Annotated in this window: 12 protein-coding genes; 6 read left to right on the plus strand and 6 right to left on the minus strand. The window is 45.3% G+C overall.

Annotated features, from left to right (window positions below):
- The first annotated feature begins 25 nt into the window (after positions 1 to 25).
- The 6 genes from B4Q04_RS05420 to B4Q04_RS05445 all read left to right on the plus strand — a co-directional run bounded on the left by B4Q04_RS05420 (position 26) and on the right by B4Q04_RS05445 (position 12,767).
- Positions 26 to 3,469, plus strand: coding sequence for a VCBS repeat-containing protein (locus tag B4Q04_RS05420; RefSeq protein ID WP_161496046.1), 3,444 nt, complete (start codon positions 26 to 28; stop codon positions 3,467 to 3,469).
- Positions 3,466 to 6,975 (plus strand): VCBS repeat-containing protein, encoded by a 3,510-nt coding sequence (locus tag B4Q04_RS05425; RefSeq protein ID WP_088696197.1) that lies wholly within the window; start codon positions 3,466 to 3,468, stop codon positions 6,973 to 6,975. The genes B4Q04_RS05420 and B4Q04_RS05425 overlap by 4 nt, the downstream gene beginning before the upstream one ends.
- A complete protein-coding gene (locus B4Q04_RS05430; protein ID WP_088696198.1) occupies positions 6,959 to 8,284 on the plus strand; it encodes a vanadium-dependent haloperoxidase in 1,326 nt (441 codons plus the stop codon). Before B4Q04_RS05425 ends, B4Q04_RS05430 begins: the two co-directional genes overlap by 17 nt.
- A 449-nt stretch (positions 8,285 to 8,733) precedes the next feature.
- Positions 8,734 to 10,506, plus strand: coding sequence for a glycoside hydrolase family 36 protein (locus B4Q04_RS05435; protein ID WP_088696199.1), 1,773 nt, complete (start codon positions 8,734 to 8,736; stop codon positions 10,504 to 10,506).
- Between the two features lie 7 nt (positions 10,507 to 10,513).
- Positions 10,514 to 11,074 (plus strand): sugar O-acetyltransferase, encoded by a 561-nt coding sequence (locus B4Q04_RS05440; protein WP_013993448.1) that lies wholly within the window; start codon positions 10,514 to 10,516, stop codon positions 11,072 to 11,074.
- Between the two features lie 43 nt (positions 11,075 to 11,117).
- Positions 11,118 to 12,767, plus strand: coding sequence for a solute:sodium symporter family transporter (locus B4Q04_RS05445; RefSeq protein WP_013993449.1), 1,650 nt, complete (start codon positions 11,118 to 11,120; stop codon positions 12,765 to 12,767).
- A gap of 11 nt (positions 12,768 to 12,778) precedes the next feature.
- Here B4Q04_RS05445 and B4Q04_RS05450 read toward each other — a convergent pair whose 3' ends face one another.
- From B4Q04_RS05450 to B4Q04_RS05475, 6 genes are all read right to left on the minus strand, one after another.
- Positions 12,779 to 13,612: a phosphatase PAP2 family protein gene (locus B4Q04_RS05450; protein ID WP_013993450.1), complete on the minus strand. Its 834-nt coding sequence runs from the start codon at positions 13,610 to 13,612 to the stop codon at positions 12,779 to 12,781.
- A gap of 178 nt (positions 13,613 to 13,790) precedes the next feature.
- Positions 13,791 to 14,693, minus strand: a complete 903-nt coding sequence (locus B4Q04_RS05455) for a histone deacetylase (RefSeq protein WP_088696200.1) — start codon at positions 14,691 to 14,693, stop codon at positions 13,791 to 13,793.
- A gap of 55 nt (positions 14,694 to 14,748) precedes the next feature.
- Positions 14,749 to 14,943 carry a hypothetical protein gene (locus tag B4Q04_RS05460; RefSeq protein WP_088696201.1) on the minus strand — a complete coding sequence of 65 codons (195 nt, stop codon included), beginning with the start codon at positions 14,941 to 14,943 and terminating at the stop codon, positions 14,749 to 14,751.
- A 264-nt stretch (positions 14,944 to 15,207) separates the two neighbouring features.
- Positions 15,208 to 17,331 (minus strand): Tex family protein, encoded by a 2,124-nt coding sequence (locus B4Q04_RS05465; protein WP_088696202.1) that lies wholly within the window; start codon positions 17,329 to 17,331, stop codon positions 15,208 to 15,210.
- A 64-nt stretch (positions 17,332 to 17,395) separates the two neighbouring features.
- Positions 17,396 to 19,474 (minus strand): methionine--tRNA ligase, encoded by a 2,079-nt coding sequence (gene metG, locus B4Q04_RS05470; RefSeq protein WP_088696203.1) that lies wholly within the window; start codon positions 19,472 to 19,474, stop codon positions 17,396 to 17,398.
- Positions 19,475 to 19,743: 269 nt separating this feature from the next.
- Complete coding sequence (locus tag B4Q04_RS05475; RefSeq protein ID WP_013993457.1) at positions 19,744 to 21,453, minus strand: DUF1501 domain-containing protein; 1,710 nt, start codon at positions 21,451 to 21,453, stop codon at positions 19,744 to 19,746.
- Positions 21,454 to 21,458: the final 5 nt, after the last annotated feature.

The raw sequence follows: 21,458 nt of genomic DNA on the forward strand, positions 1-21,458 counted from the left end.
ATGTGCTGATGCAAAAAAGGATGCCTTGTTCAGGTCGATAGCGGTATCCGAATCAGGGCTGACATTCGAAAATAGGCTGCAATTACGCGATTCCCTTACCATACTCGATTTTGAGTACATGTACAATGGGGCCGGGGTGGCGATAGCCGATTTTGATTTAGATGGGCTACAAGATATATATTTTACCGGCAATATGGTCAGTAATCGACTGTACCGTAATCTGGGCGGTTTTAAGTTCGAAGATATTACCGAGGCCGCTAACGTAGGTTCTGCAAACTGGTCGAACGGTGTGGCCATAGTTGATATCAACCAAGATGGCTATCCTGATATTTATGTATGTAGGGCGGGGCCGCGGGGTGCGAAAGATGAAGATATGGCCAACTTGCTGTTCGTTAACAATGGTATGGAAAATGGCAAACTGTTTTTTACCGAGGAAGCCCAAAAATGGGGCTTGGCAGACACGAGTTATTCCGTGCAGTCGGTTTTTTTCGATTATGATGGTGATGGCGACTTGGATATGTATCTATTGAACAACGCACTGGTCGATTTCAATAGAAATACGGCAAGACCTAAGGATAAGGCCGATAAAGTTCCTTCGGTAGACAAACTCTATAGAAACGATAGTGGTAAAAAAACTGAAGGGAAACCGGTGTTTACCGATGTTTCCTTGGAATCGGGTATCTTAATTGAGGGCTACGGTCTTGGTGTTGAGGTCTGCGATATCAATGAAGACGGTTGGCCCGATGTATACGTGTCCAACGATTTTCTTACCGACGATTTGCTTTATATCAACCAGAAGGACGGAAGCTTCAAAAATGAAATAGCCTCTTATTTCAAACATCTTACATTTAATGGTATGGGCAATGATATTGCCGACATCGATAATGATGGTAATATGGATGTGGTGGTTCTCGATATGCTTCCTCCCGATAATAAGCGTTGGAAATTGACCATGATGGGCAATAATTATGATCAGTTTAGGACTAGGCTTGATTATGGGTATCAACCACAATACATCAGAAACACCTTGCAGCTCAACAACGGCAATGGTTCGTTTAGTGAAGTCGGGCAACTGGCGGGAATCGATGCTACGGAATGGAGCTGGAGCGCCTTGTTCGCCGACTTTGATCAAGACGGACTTAACGACCTTTGTATTACCAACGGCTACCGGCAAGACATCACTAATCTTGATTTTATGGTCTACGGAGACAGGGTACTTACCATGGGAACCGAAGAGGCCAATAGAAAAAAGCGCATTGAAGAGCTGAACAAACTGCCCGGGATAAAAGAAACGAACTACTTTTTTAAAAATACGGGAAACTTAAGCTTTGAAGACCAATCGGAAGAGGTCGGTTTTGATACGCCTACCTATTCCAACGGTATGGCTTATGCCGATTTAGACAATGACGGTGATTTGGATTTGGTCATAAACAATATTGACGATCCGGCCGGATTATATGAAAATACGATTTCTTCGGAAATGAATAGGTATATCAGGTTTAAGTTCAAAGGCCCTCAAAAGAACAAACAGGCTTTAGGGAGCCAAGTGGAGGTTTTTTATGATGATAGTATACAGAAAAAGTATTTCACCCCTTATCGCGGATATTTGTCGACCGTAGAACAAGCATTGCATTTTGGGGTGGGACAATTGAAAACATTGGACAGTGTAAAGGTGATTTGGCCCGATGGCAAGATGCAAAAACTTGAAAATATTTCAACAAATCAAGAGCTGGTATTAGCCTATGAAGATGCAGAAGAAACAAAACCAAATTCACGGGTTCCCGCATCGGGTACATGGTTCCGGTCTGTCGATAGCATCGGTCTTGATCGCTTACATGTCGAAAACGATTTTGTAGACTTTAAGGTTCAGGCGTTATTGCCCCATATGCACTCTAGAAACGGACCCGGATTGGCCGTGGCCGATAGTAATGGCGACGGCTTGGAGGACCTCTATATGGGCGGGGCTAGGGGGCAGGCCGGAGTATTGATGCTACAGGAAAAAGAGGGCTCCTTTACCTCCTATGAATTTGAGGAAACGGAACATGAAGATATGGGCGCCCTGTTTTTCGATGTGGATAATGACGGGGACCAAGATTTATACGTAGTGAGCGGAGGGTCTTCCTTCCCGGTGGGCGATAAGGCTTATCAAGATCGCCTCTACGAGAATGACGGCAGTGGGAACTTTACTAAAAGAGGGGCACTGCCGAATATGCCGGTTAGTGGGTCGGTGGCCGCGGCCGCAGATTACGACAAAGATGGCGATCTAGACCTTTTCATCGGTGGGCGGGTAAGGCCGGGCGAATATCCAATGGCACCTGAAAGCTTTCTTTTACAAAACAATAGTGTTCCCGGTAAGCTAAAGTTTACGAAAGACTCTCAGTCTATTAGCGGTGTTTTTAAGGACTTGGGAATGGTTACCTCCGCCCTCTGGACAGATTTCAACAACGACAATTGGCCAGATTTGATCGTAACGGGTGAATTTATGGCTATTCGGTTCTTTAGGAACGACAAAGGCCAATTTTCCGAGATTACTGAACAAACCGGCCTTTCGCACACGCATGGTTGGTGGAATAGCATCGTTTCGGGTGATTTCGATAATGATGGGGATACGGATTATATATTGGGCAACCTTGGCCTCAATTCTAAGTTCAAGGCAAGTGCAAAAGAGCCCTTGTGCATTTACGCAAGTGATTATGACAAGAATGGTCAAATTGATCCCGTTATGTGTCATTATGTAGATGGTAAGAATTACGTGGCCCACTCGCGCAACGACCTGATCGATCAGATCAATGCCATGCGTTCGCGTTTTAGAACGTTTTCAGATTATGCCGAGGCTACTTTTGAGGAATCGTTTTTGAAGGAAGAAATAGAAAATGCCCATGTGGTGAAAAGTGAGACCTTTGCCAATTCGTATCTTGAGAATCTGGGTAGTGGAAAATTTAGACTTTCAGAGTTGTCAAGACCGGCCCAGATTGCCCCGATGTACGGTATGATGGTCGGAGACTACAATGGTGACCGGAATCTTGATGTGCTCGCCGTGGGTAATTTTTACGGTGGCGAGGTGTTTTCCGGTAGGTACGATGCTTCTATTGGTTGGTTGTTTTTGGGGGACGGCTCGGGAAGTTTTGGCTTGGCGGATGTTTCACAAAGCGGATTTTTCGTAGAAGGCGATGCAAAAAGTCTGGTGGGTTTGAATGCCGCTGGGAAAGAACTGGTTGTCGTAGGGCGGAACAACGAGGGTTTGAAAACTTTTTATCGTCCCATGAAAAATAGAATGTATATTCCAAAGCCTAATGACGTATATGCCTTGATGACTTTTGAAAATGGGGATAAGCAAAAAGTGGAAATCCATTATGGTGGCGGTTACCTTTCAAGTACGAGTCGCAATATTGCTATTCCGGAAGCGGCCGTCTCGGTTAAAATTATGGATGGAAACGGAAGGGAAACCGAAATTTTGGATACGCTATGAAGAAAATGAATCGGTTTGTGCTGGTGTGGGGCCTTTTCCTTCTTTTAACGGGTTGTGGCGAGAACAAAACCCATCGTTTCCGTTTGTTGGATGCCTCCAAGACGGGAATCGATTTTCAGAACACCATTACGGAAAACGATAGTATCAATGTGTTCGAATTCATGAATGTATACACCGGTGCCGGCGTGGCCGTTGGCGATATCGATAACGATGGTCTTACCGACGTGTATTTTAGTGGGAACATGGTTTCTGGAAGATTATATCGCAACAAGGGTAATATGGAATTCGAAGATATTACCGAGTCTGCAGGTCTGTTGAACTCCCGCTGGGGCACGGGCGTAAGTATGGTAGATGTGAACCAAGATGGATTTTTGGATATCTATATCTGCGTGTCGGGAAGTGCCGAAGTAGCGCAGAGGGCCAATATGTTGTATATCAACAATGGCGATATGACTTTTACTGAAAGGGCAGAAGAATACGGACTGGCCGATACACGACAAAGTATGCATTCGGCTTTTTTTGATTATGATAAAGATGGTGACCTAGACATGTACCTCTTGGTCAACCCTGCCGCTTACGAATATAACGTAAATGTGAGCAAACCAAGGGAGGTCGATGGACAATCCGTGAGTAATGACCGTTTGTACAAAAATATGGGGAACGGTAGGTTTGAGGATGTTTCTCGGGAAGCCGGTATTTTGTTAGAGGGTTATGGCCTTGGCGTAGGGGTTTCCGATATAAATGGCGACAGCTGGCCCGATATGTATGTCTCCAACGATTTTATCGGTAATGACATTCTTTATATCAACCAAAAGGACGGTACGTTCAAAGACCGGATTTCCGAACAGATAAAGCATACTTCTTACGCAGGTATGGGCAATGATGTAGCCGATATCGATAATAACGGGGAACCTGATATTCTGGTGTTGGACATGCGTCCCGAAGATAATGAGAGACAAAAAATGATCATTTCATCAACGGGTTATGATCGTTTTCAAATCATGTTGGAAGCGGGTTATAATGCTCAGTATAGTCGCAATACCTTACAGTTGAACCAAGGCCAGGGCAAGTTTAGTGAAATCGGCTTTCTGGCCGGGATCAGTAGTACTGATTGGAGTTGGAGCCCGCTCTTGGCCGATTATGATAACGATGGTCGTAAAGATCTATACGTTACCAACGGCTTTTTAAGGGATTTGGGCGACTTGGATTATATTCATTATCAAAAGACCTATGATACCCCGGTAGGGGATGTCGATACCAAGATTCAACAAAAACTGAAATCGATTAGTGAACTGCCCATGGCCGATCTTCCGAATTATGCCTATAGGAACAAGGGAGATATGACCTTTGAAAAGGTCTCCGATGTTTGGGGCGTTGATAAAAGTAGTTGTTCACATGGTGCGGCTTACGCAGATTTGGATAACGATGGAGACCTAGATCTTTTGGTCAACAATATGGACCAACCTGCTTTTGTCTATGAAAATGTTGGGACGCCTGAGGAAAGGAATCATTACCTGCGTATTCAACTTAAAGGGAGTCCGGGAAATCTTCAGGGGATAGGTGCAAAATTGAAGGTTACTACCGAAGACTCGGAACAGTTCTATCAACATTACTTGAGTCGGGGATACGAATCCAGTGTTGATCCCGTAGTGCATTTCGGTTTGGGCAAGGCACTAGAGGTAAAAAGTGTCGAAGTATGGTGGCCCGATGGGAGTTATCAGGCCTTAACCGCTCAAGCCGTTGATACGACTCTGAGCTTGCAACAATCGAATGCCTCTAAAAACATAGTTCAAGAAGAGATGTCCCAAAAAACATTTTTTATCGATGCAACGGATAGTCTGGGCGTAAGCTTTGAACATCATGAAGATGATGTTGTGGATTTTAAGTTGCAGCCGATTTTACCACACATGCATTCCCGAAACGGACCCGGGGTTGCGGTCGCTGATATAGATGGTGATGGTTTGGAAGATTTTTTCGTAGGAGGGGCTTCGGGCCAATCGGGAAAAGTATTTCATCAAAATGAGGATGGTACTTTTAGGTCGGGTATGGGCTTTGAGGCTATGTTTGAAGATATGGGCGCCTTGTTTTTTGATGCCAATGGCGATGGATATAAGGATCTCTATGTGGTCAGTGGGGGTGTGGTTGTATCTGCTGATTCCGAGATATATCAAGACCGGCTTTATTTGAATGACGGCAAGGGTAATTTTAAACGGTCCGATGCCTTGCCCGAAATCAGGACGAGTGGTTCTTGCGTGGTAGCGAATGATTATGATAAAGATGGAGATCTTGATTTGTTTGTGGGAGGTAGGGTTGACCCGGGCAAATATCCGATGCCCGCCCATAGTTACTTGCTTGAGAATCGTTCAGGCGAAAGTGGGGAAGCTAAGTTCATTGATGTAAGTGAACAGATTGAGGGGTGGAACGAACTCACCATGGTTACTTCCGGATTGTGGACCGATTATGACAATGATGGATGGGTCGACCTTATTGCGGTGGGTGAATTTATGCCTATTGTCGTATTCCATAATGAGAATGGAAAGCTGGTCTTACAAAAGGAAACGACGGGTCTAACAAAAACCGAAGGATGGTGGAACGGTATCAATGGAGGTGATTTTGATCAAGATGGCGATACCGATTATATTTTAGGGAACCTTGGTCTGAACAGTAAATATACCGCCACTGAGGAAGAGCCGCTGTGCATCTATGCCAAAGACTACGACAAAGATGGCCGTGTAGACCCTATAATGTGTTATTACATAGAAGGCGAAAACCATTTGGCCCATTCTCGGGATGAAATCATTGGACAGGTCAATGCGATGCGGAGCAGGTTTAAGACTTATAGGTCTTATGCTGAAACGAATTTTGAAAAATCTTTTTTGCCCGAAGAACTTGAAGATGCCTATGTGGTCAAGAGCTATAATTTTGCTAGTAGTTATCTTGAAAATTTAGGGGGAGGAAAGTTTGCACTGCGGCCATTGCCCTTGACTTTACAGACCGCACCTCTTGAGGGTATCGCAGTTGGGGATTTTGATTGGGACGGAAATGAAGATGTACTGTTTACCGGTAACTCATATGCAACGGAAGCCGCCACCGGTCGGTATGATGCTTTTTTGGGGGCGTTTTTCAAGGGGGATGGTGAGTCTTTTGAAAGTATTCCTTTGGAAAAAAGTGGCTTTTTAAGCGATTTTGACGCGAGCGGATTAGCGATTATGGATTCTGAACAAGGTAGGTATGTGCTCTCTGCCCAAAGTAACGGTCCCTTGAAAGTATTTGGGTCGAGGCCTTCGAAGGCAGGTTCAAAACGATTGACCCTAACCGCCGATGTGGCATTTGCAACGGTCAGATTGAAAAACGGAAAGGAATATCGAAAAGAGTTTTATCTCGGATCCGGTTATTTATCCCAAAGTTCAAGAAGTATTTTATTGAATCGGAATATACAAGAAATTGAAATTACCGACTCTGAAGGAAACACAAAAATAGTGTATACAAATGAAGCGATTAAGTAGGTTTATTATCGTATGTACGGTGCTTATGGTATCCTGTGGAACAAATCACGACAAAGAGCGGTTAGATACGTATTTTGAAGGCAGTTTGTCGAGATACAACCGGGAACTCACCAATGTAATCGTATCTGATATTTTTACCCCACCGGTGGCCAGTAGGATCTATGCTTATTCCAATATTGCGGCCTACGAAGGGATACGCTTTATGGACTCGACAAAATTGTCGCTGTCGTCCCGATTGAATGGGTTAAAAGAGTTATCGACACCTGATCCGTCCAAGAATTATTACTATCCCTTAGTGTCAATTGTAGCGTTTACCCAGGTGGGAAAATCCTTGGTTTTTGATTTGGACAAGGTCGAGGCCATCAAGAACAAGATGCTCGGGGAGGTCAAGGAAATAGGTATGGACCAAGAAGTTTATCGGAATTCAATTGATCTAGGGGAGACCCTGGCAAGCGAAATCTTGGCTTGGGCGGCAAAAGATGGGTATCTCCGCCGTACGGCATTGCCCCGATATTCGGTCAGTGATGACCCGGGCCGTTGGAGGCCTACGCCACCGGACTATATGGAGGCCATTGAACCGCATTGGAATACCTTACGGCCCTTTGTACTTGATTCGGCAGCACAATTTGATCCAGGACTGCCCACGCCTTTTGACAGTGCCGAAGACTCCCCATTTTATAAGGAAGCCATGGAGGTCTATGAAACGGTGGAAAATCTTGACGATGATAAGTTGGAGGTGGCGAAGTTTTGGGACTGTAACCCGAATATATCGCACACCAAGGGGCATGTCATGTATTTCCAACAACAAATTTCCCCTGGGGGCCATTGGATGCATATAGCTGCACAGATACTGGAAGAACAAAAGGCCGACGGGGTAAAGGCTGCCGAAACCATGTCGATGTTAGGGGTGGCCCTGGCCGATGCCTTTATCAGTTGTTGGGACCAGAAGTATAAAAGCAGTTTGACCCGGCCTGAAACCTATATCAATAACTATATTGACCAAGATTGGGAACCTATATTGCAAACGCCGGCTTTTCCTGAGCATACGTCTGGACATAGTGTGGCGTCAAGTGCAGCAGCTACGGTGCTTACCGGGGTATTCGGCGATGATTATGCATTTGTAGATGCTACGGAAGTACCATACGGCCTTCCTCCAAGAAGCTTTCAGTCGTTTTGGCAAGCAGCGGAAGAAGCAGCGATCAGCAGGCTTTACGGGGGGATTCACTATAGGCCGGCCATTGAACTGGGCGTTAAACAGGGCAGGGCCGTGGGCCGATTGGTTCTCGAGCGATTAAGAAAGGAGCATTGATTCTTCCGTAGGCTTCATAGTATATCCCGTTGTTAGTATCGAAATCTTCCCATTTCTTCTTTGGGTTAACAAATGGGGTTGTATTTGTGTCATATGAAGATTATTCCTATATAGAATTAGGAAAATAGCTATATTTCAAAACTTTTATTCCTCTTTATTTGTCGGTTTAAGGAGTAAAATCTGAAGATTAGGATGAGATTTGCCCCTGAGGTTGAGGCGTTTTTTAGGGTAATAGGCTCATTAGTGCATAATTGACACAATTTTGTTTTGTGGTCAATAGGATACACTGTATATTTGAAAAGTAGCATAGAATATCATAGTATAGAATACATATGGGATGTCTTTTCTACGAGTTTTACTTAAACATTCCATGAAAGGGGAATTTCCTCTTTTTTGGGAGGGATTTTACGATAGCGAACCATTAATTAATCACTGGCCATATAATTGAGATGATTGCAAACACTACCATTACAAGCTTTCCGGAAATAATCATTATCGGGGAAAAACAAAATTTCCGTACCACCCTGAATAAGGTATATGGGGATGAAGGGGTAACGTTATACGATTTTGAAGTCAACAATGATGTCGAAGAGGTGCCCAAACCTATAACCTTGCAATGGAAGGTTCCGGCCATCAACGTAAAGGGCGTTTGGAAACCCACCACGGATTTCAATAAACGTATTCAAGCCGATTGGGAACTTGACAATATGGAATCGCGGATTTCTATCGATTCGCCCGTAATTTCCCTATTTGGGAATAGCGATGGCAATGTCTTGACCTTCGCTTGCTCCAATGCCATCAATAAATTGGAAATGAATGCCCGTTTACGTGAAGAGGACAATTGTTTTTATTGCCACGTTACCTTTTTTACGGAACAACATTATCCCCTTAAAAATTTTAAGGTGCAATTGCGATTGGATTATCAAGACCGGCATTTTTCCGATAGCCTTCGGGCGGTGGCTTCGTGGTGGGAAAGCTTTGAGCAATTGAAGCCGGCCTATGTACCTGATATCGCTAAAACGCCATTGTACTCTACCTGGTACCAGTTTCATCAGAACCTCGATGTACCCTTGCTTTTGAAAGAATGTCGATTGGCCAAAAATCTGGGCTACAAAGCTATCATCATTGATGACGGTTGGCAAACCTTCGATTCGAACCGAGGCTATGATTTTACGGGGGATTGGCAGCCAGACCGTATTCCTGAAATGGCGGAATTCGTAAAAAGTGTACATGAAACCGGTATGAAAATCGCTCTTTGGTACTCCGTTCCCTTCTGTGGTGAAAAATCAAAGGCCTACAAACGTTTTAAAGGGAAATTCCTGACCGAAGACCATAGATGGGCTCCTGTTTTTGATCCACGTTATCCCGATGTTAGGCAATACCTTATCGATATTTATACCAATGCCGCGCGAGATTGGAGCCTCGACGGCTTCAAGCTTGATTTTATCGACGACTTTAGGTTTTATAAAGATACCCCGACTAAATTGGGGCCAGATGCGGATTATGCGTCGATAAATGGGGCTGTTGATCGCTTGTTGACAGATGTGAAAGACGCCTTGACAAAAATTAACCCCGAAATCTTTATTGAGTTCAGACAGAAGTATACGGGACCTGCGATGCGTAAATACGGTAATATGTTCAGAGCCTTCGACTGCCCAGGAGATGCTACCATGAACCGATTGCGAATTGCGGATATTCGTATGCTTGCCGGAAATACTGCGGTACACTCCGATATGGTTACCTGGCATGCGGACGAACCCTTGGAAATTGCGGCTCTTCAAGTCATCAATACGCTTTTTGGGGTGCCCCAACTTTCCGTTATGTTGAGTGAGACACCCGAAGCATACGTAAACATGATCGGCTTTTATACGAAGTACTGGAACGAAAATGCCGATGTGCTTATGAACGGATATTTCCTTCCTTCTAAACCGTTGGCCAATTACCCCACCCAACGGGTATCTAAGAACGGACACCTCATTATTGGGGTTTATGATGCTTGGGTAGTAGAGCTCGATGGGGCTTATACGCACATAGATATCTTGAATGCTCAAATAGCCACCCAAGTAGTCGTTCGAATTTTAAATGATTTGGGGGCTTATGCCTGTAAAGTCTATGATTGCCAAGGAAATTTGATAAGGGAGGAGAATGTAGTATTTTCGAAAGGGGTAATAGAGGTGGAGGTTCCCGAATGCGGAATCATAAGGGCCGAGAAAATAGAGTAGAGTTCACATGACCGAAAAAGAGAAAATGATCAGCGGGCAAGCCTATGATCCAAGTGATAAAGAGTTGGTAAGGGCCAGGTTGCGGGCCCGAAAGTTGATGCAGGAAATAGCGGCCATCCCCATGGACAAAGAACGGCAGCGCAAGCACTTTTTTAAAGAGCTATTTGCCGAGACCGGAAAGAATTTCTATATCGAAAACCGCTTTACCTGCGATTATGGTTTCAATATTTATTGGGGCGAGAACGCATATGCCAATTTTGATTGTATTATTTTGGACGCTGCACCGGTGTACATCGGTAAGAACGTAATGATGGCCCCGGGGGTAAAGTTGCTTACGGCTACACACCCATTGGAGTTTGAAGCCCGTAACTCTGGAATCGAATTCGCAAAACCGATACGGATAGGGGATAACGTTTGGATCGGTGGAGGGGTAATTGTCAATCCTGGGGTTACCATAGGAAACAACAGTGTCATCGGTTCCGGAAGTGTGGTGGTAAAAGATATCCCCGAGAATGTGGTGGCCGTTGGCAACCCGTGTCGCGTATTAAAGAATATAGACAACCCATAGTTCCCGCCTACATAGGCCCAATACCAACTAAAAGACCAAAGATATGCTTTCAATTATTTCTTTTGTGGGGTTTACGCTCTTAGTGGCGGTAATCGCTTGGTACGCTACCAGAAGTACCAATGAAAAATCCGCCGACGGTTATTTTTTGGCGGGAAGAAGCTTAGGGGCGATAACCATTGCGGGTTCCTTGCTTTTGACCAACCTTTCCGCCGAGCAGATCGTGGGGCTGAACGGACAGGCCTTTACCGAGGGGGTATTGGTTATGGCTTGGGAGACACTGGCCGCTATTGCCATGATCATTACTGCGGTTTTCCTGCTTCCCAGGTACATGCGAGGCGGTATAACGACCATTCCCCAATTTGTGGAAGATCGGTTCGATCACGGTACAAAAGCTATTCTCACGGCCTTATTTTTATCGGGTTACGTTATTGTGGTCATTCCTTCCGTACTGTATTCCGGATCTTTGGCCTTTAGCACCATGTTCGATTTGCCGACCCTTTTAGGACTTTCGGATACGGCTACTTTGTGGCTCTGTGTTTGGAGTATTGGAATTATCGGTATCATATATGCCATTTTTGGCGGATTGAAGGCTGTGGCGGTCTCCGATCTTATCAACTCGATCGGACTTTTGATCGGGGGACTCCTTATTCCGGTTTTTGGATTGTTGGCCATTGGGGATGGAAGTATTTCCGATGGAATAAGCCTGCTTTGGGAAAGCCATCCGGAAAAGTTCAATGTAAAGGGTGATGTTGATGCATCCATACCGTTTGGCACCATTTTTACGGGAATGATGCTGGTACAGATGTTCTATTGGGGTACCAACCAAGTGATTTTACAACGTGTATTTGGGGCAAAAAACCTTAAGGAAGGCCAAAAAGGGGTGATACTTGCCGCCTTGGTCAAGTTTTTGATTCCCATTATCGTGGTATTGCCCGGTATCATCGCCTGGCATATTTTCGAGGGCAATCTTGATAACCCCGACCAAGCTTACCCGAAATTGGTGGCTACCGTACTTCCCGCAACATTTACCGGCCTTTTTGCCGCTGTACTTTTTGGGGCCATACTGAGTTCCTTCAACAGTCTGTTGAACAGTAGTGCCACCTTATTCGGATTCGACCTTTATCGGCAGTATTTCAAGAAGGGTGCGACCGAGCTTGAAACCGTAAAAGCGGGGAAGATGTTCGGACTTGTTCTTGGTATTTTGGGAATGTTTGTCGCTCCTCTGATCGCCAATGCGCCACAGGGGCTTTTCGCGTGGTTGCAAGAGGCCAATGGTTGTTATAGTATTCCTATTTTAACGGTTATCGTAATAGGCTTTTTTACTAAACGGGTGCCGGCCATTGCTGCCAAGGTCGGGGTAATTTCGGGAGTGGTCCTCTATTCGATCAGTCAGTTTTTGGTCAAGCCCTATTTTGTGGATAAGGCGCTGGCCGAAGCGGCACAAAACGGCATAAGCGACGCCAAGGCGTTGAGTGTGATCCAGGCCGAAGCCTACCCGCATTTTTTACACGTCATGGCTATTTTGTTCGTGCTCAATATCGCGATTATGTTGTTTATTGGGAAACTCTATCCCAGAGATACGGATTATCAACCGATGACAACCGATGCGGTTAGTGTAGAGCCTTGGAAATATGCCTTTATAGCAGGGGCCGTTATTACGGCTTTAGTGTTGAGTACCTATCTGATATTTTAACGGGCTACCGTCTAAAACTGAAGGACCACACCCAAGGTTCCGGGACCGAAGTTGAGGTTCCAGCTCATTTTTTTGGATCGGTCATTGTATTTCTCATCGTATTTTCGGTCGAGATAGCGATCAATGGATTCTACCGTGGCCACACTGATGGCTACGGCAAATACAAAATCGCTCAACCAGTGTTGACCGTCCCAAATACGTGAAATGCCGGGGATGGCGCCTAAGGTATATACCCCTGCCTTGACCCAGGGACTTTTGAACTGTTTACCGATGGCATAGGCGTTGGTAAAGGCCAATAAGGCATGTCCCGATGGAAAAGAATTGTAGTTCCTATGCGGATTGAAGGGGTCAAAAGTATCCTTCCCCCTTTCTGCCACCGGCCGTGCCCGACCTACGGCAGATTTTAAAACTTGCTGCAAAAATCCTGCAGAGGTAGCCGACGATATCAATAGAACTCCCGTACGACGAAGTTTTTCGTTCTTGGTAATCAAGCCTACCAAATACACACCTGAAGTTGCCAAGTAATTGTTTTCGGGGCTTCCATAGAGTTCGCCGTATTCGCGGAAAACGTTAGGTACCCCTTCCCTTTGTCTTTTAAAAAACTCCGACGTTTCTTCGTCGGCAAGATATACCGCTCCGGTACCTGCGAGTACCCCCCCAAATTGCGCCCATTGTTGGCCCTTCCACTGAAATGGTCTAGAATAGGAGTAAGCTACACCTTTGAACATATTTCCGATATCGTACTTGAACATGTCCCAACGTTTTTCGGGAACCGATACGATCGAGTCTTGGGCATATACACCAAGCGTAAAGATGGTGAACAGCAGGGCTATGGTTTTTTTCATAATACAGGCAAAACTAAATCTATTCTGTAAAGTGTCTATGTTTTACTTAAAAAAAATGGACACGGCCAGCTAGGTGGGGTGTATTTATATGGGGTTTAAGGGGGGTATTCCCATTAAATTACAAAATAAATGAATAGTAAGCTCGAGATAGCCCGGTGAATTGGCGAAAGGAGGGAGGTTAAAAGTAGATTTGTTGGGCCAGCCTATAAGTGTTGGCATGTGCCTCTACAATGGTTTTTATGGCTGGGGAGTAGCCGCCTCCCATACTGCATTGAACGGGTATTTGCAATCGATGGCAGGTTTCTAGTACAAAGGCATCGCGCTCTTTACAGCCGTCTATACTAAGGGCTAGGGTGCCGAGTTTGTCCGAACCGATAATATCTACCCCGGCGAGATAAAAAATAAAATCGGGTTTTTCCTCACTGATCAATCGGGGCAAGGTTTGCTTGAGTAGGGATAGGTAGGTAGTGTCGTCCGTGTATTTAGCTAGGGGGATGTCTAGGTCGGAACGCTCTTTTTTAAAAGGATAGTTGCTGGCCCCATGCATTGAAAACGTAAATACCGAGGTGTCGTTCCCGAAAATTTCTGCCGTACCGTTGCCTTGATGGACATCTAGGTCTACGATCAAGATTTTCTTTGCCAATTGGCGCGCCTGTAGGTATCGGGCCCCGATAGCTTGGTCGTTCAGCATACAGAAGGCTTCACCATGGTCGGTATAGGCATGGTGGGTGCCGCCGGCAATATTCATGGCGATGCCGTTTTCAATGGCGAAGCGGCAGGCTTGGATGGTGCCATCGGCTATGATGCGCTCCCGTTCAATAAGGTCTTCGGTTAGGGGGAAGCCAATTTTTCTTGCATCACGAGAGGAAATCTTTAAGTTCAAGAGATCGTAGAAATACTCGGGCTCGTGAACGGCAACAATGTATTTGTCGTTCGGTATTTCGGGTTCAAAGAAGTTTTCGGCGGTACAGGTGCCCTCGTGCAAGAGTTGTTTGGGCAATAATTCATACTTAAGCATCGGAAATCGGTGCCCTTCGGGTAAGGAGTGCTTGTAAATGGGGTGATAGGCAATCTTGAGCATGCTGCAAATATAGGGCTATATGCAATCAATAAAGGGCAAACGGATGGGAAGGAGGTTAGGCCACTTTTTTCATAAGGTCGAAACAAGGGCAGCGTCCGCACCTTTTGTTTTCGCCCTTTTTATATTTTTTACAGCACTTGCTCTTGAGCTTGGCGTCACTGTCCAACGCCTTTTCAACCTTCTGCTGTAGCAGGACGGCTTTCTTTATTTTTTTATCCTTCTTTTTGGAGGATTTTTTCTTTTTTGACACAATACTGATTCTAAATAGAAGTCCAAAAGTACTTATTTTAAATAAATCTAAATAAGGTTAAGGTGTTAATTTTTTGAAGCGCTTGTATGGTAAGGGTATTTTATAAACGAAAAGGCAAGGTATATGGCTTTGTTTCTTTCCTTGAAATACGGGGTATTCTTCGCTTTTTTGGCAATGGAAACCTAGAAGAAGCCTCCATCATCAAAAAGATAAAAAGTAACAGGGGCTATGATGCGTGAAATGTCAAGATAGCGTGGTGCTTACTTATTTGTGCAGCTTTAGCTGAATGCGTTTTCGGGGCACATCCACTTGCAGTACTTTTACTATAATCTGCTCGTGCAGGCTCACATGTGCATTTACGTCTTTAACAAAAGTATCCGATAGGTTCGATACGTGGATAAGACCGCTTTCCTTGATTCCTATGTCGACAAAACACCCGAAATTGGTAATGTTGTTGACAATGCCGGGCAACAACTGGCCTTCCCTCAAATCGGATATCGTTTTTATATTTTGGTCAAAAGTAAAAACCTTCGCTTTTTCACGACGGTCAAGGCCGGGTTTTTCAAGTTCTTCTACAATATCCTTTAACGTAGGTAAGCCGATAGTTTCGGTACAATACGCTTGTAGGTCCACACTCTTTAGGGCCTTGCTGTTTCCTATCAATTCGGTGACGGGTATGCCTTGGTCCTTTGCGATTTTTTGGACAATGTTATAGCTCTCGGGGTGAACGGCAGAGTCATCTAAGGGGTTTTTGGCATCTTTTATCCGCAGGAAGGCAGCTCCTTGTTCAAAAGCCTTTCCGCCGAGCCGGGCTACTTTTTTAATGTCGGTCCTACTTTTGAACGCTCCGTTTTCATTGCGATAGGCGACAATGTTTTCCGCGAGTTTCGGCCCGATACCGGATACGTAGCTCAATAAGGGTACACTGGCCGTATTGATGTTTACCCCAACCGAATTTACGCAGCTTTCCACTACGCTATCCAATGAGGTCTGAAGTTTTCCTTGGTCTACATCGTGCTGGTACTGTCCGACACCGATAGATTTGGGGTCTATTTTCACCAGTTCTGCCAAGGGGTCGGCGAGTCGCCTTCCTATGGAAATGGCACCCCTGACGGTAACATCGTAATTAGGGAATTCGTCACGGGCGATTTTTGAGGCGGAATAAATTGAAGCTCCGGCTTCGCTCACTATAAAAACCTCCATAGGGTTTTTGAAATGGATGCGCTTAACCAAGTGTTCGGTCTCCCTTGAAGCCGTTCCGTTGCCAATGGCAATGGCCTCTATTTTGTAGGCATCGCAAAGCGAACTGATTTTTTTTATGGCCTCTGAACTCTTGTTCTGAGGCGGATGCGGATAGATGGTCTCATTGTGTTCGAGCTCTCCCTGGGCGCTCAAACATACGATCTTACAGCCGGTTCGGAAGCCGGGGTCTATTGCCAGGATGCGTTTTTCCCCTAGGGGAGCCCCGAGCAATAATTGTTTTAGGTTCTTGCTGAATACCTTGATGGCGTCGTCGTCTGCCTTTTCCTTGGCGTTTTTGAGGATTTCATTCGATAAGGAAGGAAAAAGTAGGCGTTTGTACGCATCGGCAATGGCCAGTTGTATTTGGGGCGTACACGAATTATTCGATTTTATGATGCGATCTTCGATACGCCGAAGCATTTCGTCGGAGTCGATTTCTATCTTAACGCGGATAAAACCCTCGTTTTCGGCACGTAAAATGGCCAATAACCGGTGTGAGGGACAACGTTTTAAAGCTTCGCTCCAATCAAAGTAATCGCGGAACTTTTGTGCTTTTTCTTCGTCTTTTTTGGTAGAGATAACCTTTGTGACGATCAGGGCACTGCGTTCCAATTGATTACGCACTTGGTTTCTTACCGAGATACGTTCGTTGATCCACTCGGAAATGATATGCCGGGCCCCTTCAAGGGCTTCGTCCGCATCGGCGACTTCATTGTTGGTATATTGTAGGGCTGCCGATTCAATATCGTTATGGTTTTGGGCCATAATGATTTTAGCAAGGGGTTCTAGTCCGTTTTTCCGGGCGGTTTCCGCCTTGGTCTTTCGTTTCTTCTTGAACGGGAGGTATAGGTCTTCAAGCGTAACGAGTTCGTCGGTCTGTTCTATCTTGAGGCGAAGTTCGTCGGTCAGGGCATTTTGCTCTTCAATAGCCTTTATGACTGCCGTTTTTCGCTTTTCAAGAGCCTCGAACTGTGCCTTGAACTGTACTATGGCCCCAATCTGTACCTCGTCTAGATTGCCCGTTCGTTCTTTTCGATAGCGAGAGATAAAGGGTACGGTACAATCTTCGTTCAGAAGTTCCACGGTATTCTCAATACTCTTTTGAGGGAGTTGGGTGTGTTTGGAGAGAAAGGGAATGAGTTGCATAGGACTTTTTTAACGACCGTTGAAAATAGCTGATACCAATATAAAACCTTTAGGTGTCGACGGGCTAGCTTATGCCTTCGCCGTTACCTACACCATCTTCGTCAGGATTTACGAACACCAGCTTTCCGTCTGCATTTTCCGTCATCAAAATCATTCCTTCGCTTTCAACGCCACGCAATGCGCGTGGGGCCAAGTTGATCAGAACCGTTACTTTTTTGCCTACGATTTCCTCAGGGGTAAAACTCTCTGCAATACCCGATACAATGGTTCGGGTGTCAAGTCCGGTATCAACCTTCAGAACCAACAATTTTTTGGCCTTGGGCATTTTTTCGGCTTCGACAATGGTCCCTACACGCATATCCAATTTGGTAAAATCGTCAAAGGTAATCGTGTCTTTTTGTGGCATAAGTTCTTTGTTCTCGTTTTCGTTAGCCTTTTTGGTGGCTTCCAGTTTGTCTAGCTGAGCTTGTATTTCGCTGTCTTCTATTTTTCTAAAAAGTAGCTCGGCCTTGTTGATTTTATGATCGGCAGGAAGTAATGTTTCTTTGGTTGAAACTTCTGCCCAAGAGGAAACGGCTTCCTCCGAATTAATGGCCAATATATTTTTAAGTTTTTCCGAGGTAAAAGGTAAAAACGGTTCACTTAATACGGATAGACCCGTGGCAATCTGAAGCGCGACGAACATAATGGTCTTTACACGCTCTTCATCTTGTTTAATGACCTTCCATGGTTCTTCGTCGGCCAAGTATTTGTTCCCTAAACGGGCTAAATTCATCAATTCTTGGCCGGCTTCCCTAAAACGGTAGCGCTCTATGGAACTTGAAATGATTTCCGGAAACTTCCGAAGTTGTTCTAGGGTTTCCTTGTCAACTTGTGAGAACTCCGAAGGAGTAGGGACAATGCCCTCGTAATACTTATTGGTCAATACCACTACGCGGTTTATAAAGTTACCGAGTATGGCCACCAATTCGTTATTGTTTCTCGCTTGAAAATCCTTCCAAGTAAAATCATTGTCCTTGGTTTCGGGTGCGTTGGCCGTTAAGGTGTACCGAAGCACATCTTGCATATCTGGAAATTCCTCTAAATATTCATGCAGCCATACCGCCCAATTCTTTGAAGTGGAGAGTTTGTTTCCTTCCAAGTTCAAGAATTCGTTGGCCGGTACGTTTTCCGGTAAAATATAATCGCCGTGTGCCTTTAAAATGGCAGGGAAGATGATACAGTGAAAGACTATGTTGTCTTTTCCTATAAAGTGGATCAATTTGGTGTTTTCGTCTTTCCAGTAGGGTTCCCAGTCCTTGCCTTCACGTTCTGCCCATTCTTTGGTAGACGAAATATAGCCGATAGGCGCATCGAACCATACGTAGAGTACCTTGCCTTCGCCTCCTTCTACAGGTACGGGAATGCCCCAATCTAAATCACGGGTTACCGCACGGGGTTTTAGTCCGTCATCGATCCAGCTTTTGCATTGGCCGTAGACGTTGGGTTTCCAATCGGATTTGTGCCCGACCAGAATCCATTCCTTTAAGAAATCTTCGTATCGGTCCAAGGGCAAGAACCAATGCTTGGTTTCTTTGGTCGTCGGCACCGTACCGGTAATTGTAGATTTCGGATTGATAAGGTCGGTCGCGTTCAGGGTAGAACCGCAATTTTCACATTGATCGCCATAGGCTTCTTCATGTCCACATTTGGGACAAGTGCCCACTACAAAGCGGTCGGCCAAAAATTGTTTGGCCTCTTCGTCGTATAACTGTGCGGTGGTTTCTTCTATAAAATCACCCTGTTCGTAAAGCTTTACAAAAAAATCGGAAGCCGTTTTGTGGTGGATTTCCCTTGAAGTACGTGAGTAGTTGTCAAAGGTAATACCGAACTCTTGGAATGATTTGCGAATGATACCGTCGTATTTATCAATGACCTCCTTAGGTGTAATCCCTTCTTTTTTTGCTTTCATCGAGATGGCCACACCATGTTCGTCACTTCCGCATACGAAGGCAACGTCGTTACCGTTGAGGCGTAAATAGCGTGCATAAATATCTGCGGGTACATAAACGCCTGCCAAATGGCCAATATGTAAGGGGCCGTTGGTGTAAGGCAATGCGGCGGTAATGGTATATCTCTCTGGATGTGTTAGCTTTTCGGCCATTGATTTCGAATTAGGGTGCAAAAGTACTGATTTTGCCTAGCATTACACAAGTTGATGTATCGAGGTTTTTGTGGAAAGTTGAAATGAAGGGATTTTTGGTGAAAGGGAGCGGGTCTTGAGGTTGGGGGAAGGGATATGGATTTAGAGCCGAAAGTAACCGTTGTGAAATGGGCCGTGGCCCGGGCGTTGTTATTCGCCTATAAAAAACAAACCTTCGTTATGGAAGGCCCATAACGAAGGTTTTATATATAGAGTGATTTGGGGGCGATTTATGCTACCATGACCGATTTGCTCATCTTGTGCTGTTGCACCTGAATGCGATAAATATACTTACCGGCGGCCAAATTCCCGGGAATTCTTTCCTTAATATTGATTTCGTTCACACCTTCGGACATGATGGCATTGCTGATTGTGCCCACTTTTTGTCCTATAATGTTGAACAGCTGAATATCTACATGGGCCGTAACGGGCATTTCCAAATAAATATGTGGTGAATTCGCCGTAGGATAAAACGGTTTGTGGACAATGGCATTCAATTGTTCGGCATTCGGTATCACCGGCTTATCGGCTACACCATCGGGTGTGGTCGGTATGGTCGGTTCGCCGTCGCTATAGACAATGTCGGGAAAGTCCGTTCCACTACAATTGAAGCCAAGGTTTACAGGGGCATAGGTATGGCCCAATAAATGTTGTTCTACCAAGGGTATGGGTACACAGAGCCATTCGGCCAAGACCGTAGCGTATAAGTCCCTAAAGTCCATGGTATACTCAAGGTTCCCCCTGCCGTCAGGATTGTCGAGGGTCGGGTGTTCGCCTACAAAGGCGCTACCTTGCAAACCTGGTCCGAAGAACAGGCTAGGTGCTGCCTTACCGTGGTCGGTGCCCTTAGATCCATTCTCGAAGATACGCCTTCCGAACTCGGAGAAGGTCATACTAAGAACATTGTTGTCTTGTTCGGTATAGCCTAAATCTTCATAGAAGTTGTCAACGGCTATAGAGAGATTGCTCATTAGGCGCTCGTGGGTCAGCGGTTGGTTTCCGTGGGTGTCGAAACCGCTCATGGAAATCATATAGACCTTTGTTCCCAAATTCCCTTTTATCAATCGGGCCAAGAGGGCCAATTGTTTGGCAAAGCTGTTTTCTTGGTACTCTACATCGTTCTTGCCCCTTGACCAGGCCTCGTGGATGACTCCCGAATATTCATATGTGGTATTGGCCACCCCTCTTAAGAATTTAAGTTGGTCGCCATACATACAATCGTTGTAGAGGCTATCGTCAAGCCCATATCGTACGCCCGATTCGGCGATTTCTTCAAGCTGATTTACGTTTGAGGTTACAAAGGCATAATTGGTTTCTTCCCCTTGAAAGACCAAACTCCCGAACTGTCCGATTTGAATTGCGGCCGGTGCTGGTGGTGGGGAAATCAAATAATCGGGATAGGTATTTTCAAAATGTCGTCCCATCCAACCCGTGTTGAGTCCGCTAAAACCTGTAGTGGTCAAGTCGGTATTGGCAAAAATATCGGAGCCTGTAAAATGCGAGAGGCTTTGGTTTTCATAGCCTACGCCGTGAACCGCCTTAAATTTACCGTCGCCCCACATGGGTTCCAATGATTTCATATAAGAGGGTACACCATATTCATCGGTAAGTTTTAAAACCTTACTCTCGGGGATGTATATATTGGGGCGGGCTTTGGCATACGACTCGTACTGCTCCATGGGGATTACCGTACTAAGGCCGTCATTCCCTCCGGCCAGCCTTATGAGAATGAGAATTTTGTCTGTTTCTGCCGCGGCAATAGCCGCTGTCAGGGGAGAGGGAGCCGAAGCCGAAAGCATACTGCTTCCTAGCATCATTGAGCCCGAACCTGCAATGCCCAAGGCCTGTAAAAACGAGCGTCTGCTCCAAGCTTTATGTTCTTGATCGTGGCCATCGTGTTCTAGGCCTTTATAGGGATCGTTGTGATGAGTATCGCACATAATCA

Origin of the sequence: Zobellia sp. OII3 (genome assembly GCF_002211465.1) — a bacterium.
GTDB lineage: Bacteria > Bacteroidota > Bacteroidia > Flavobacteriales > Flavobacteriaceae > Zobellia > Zobellia galactanivorans.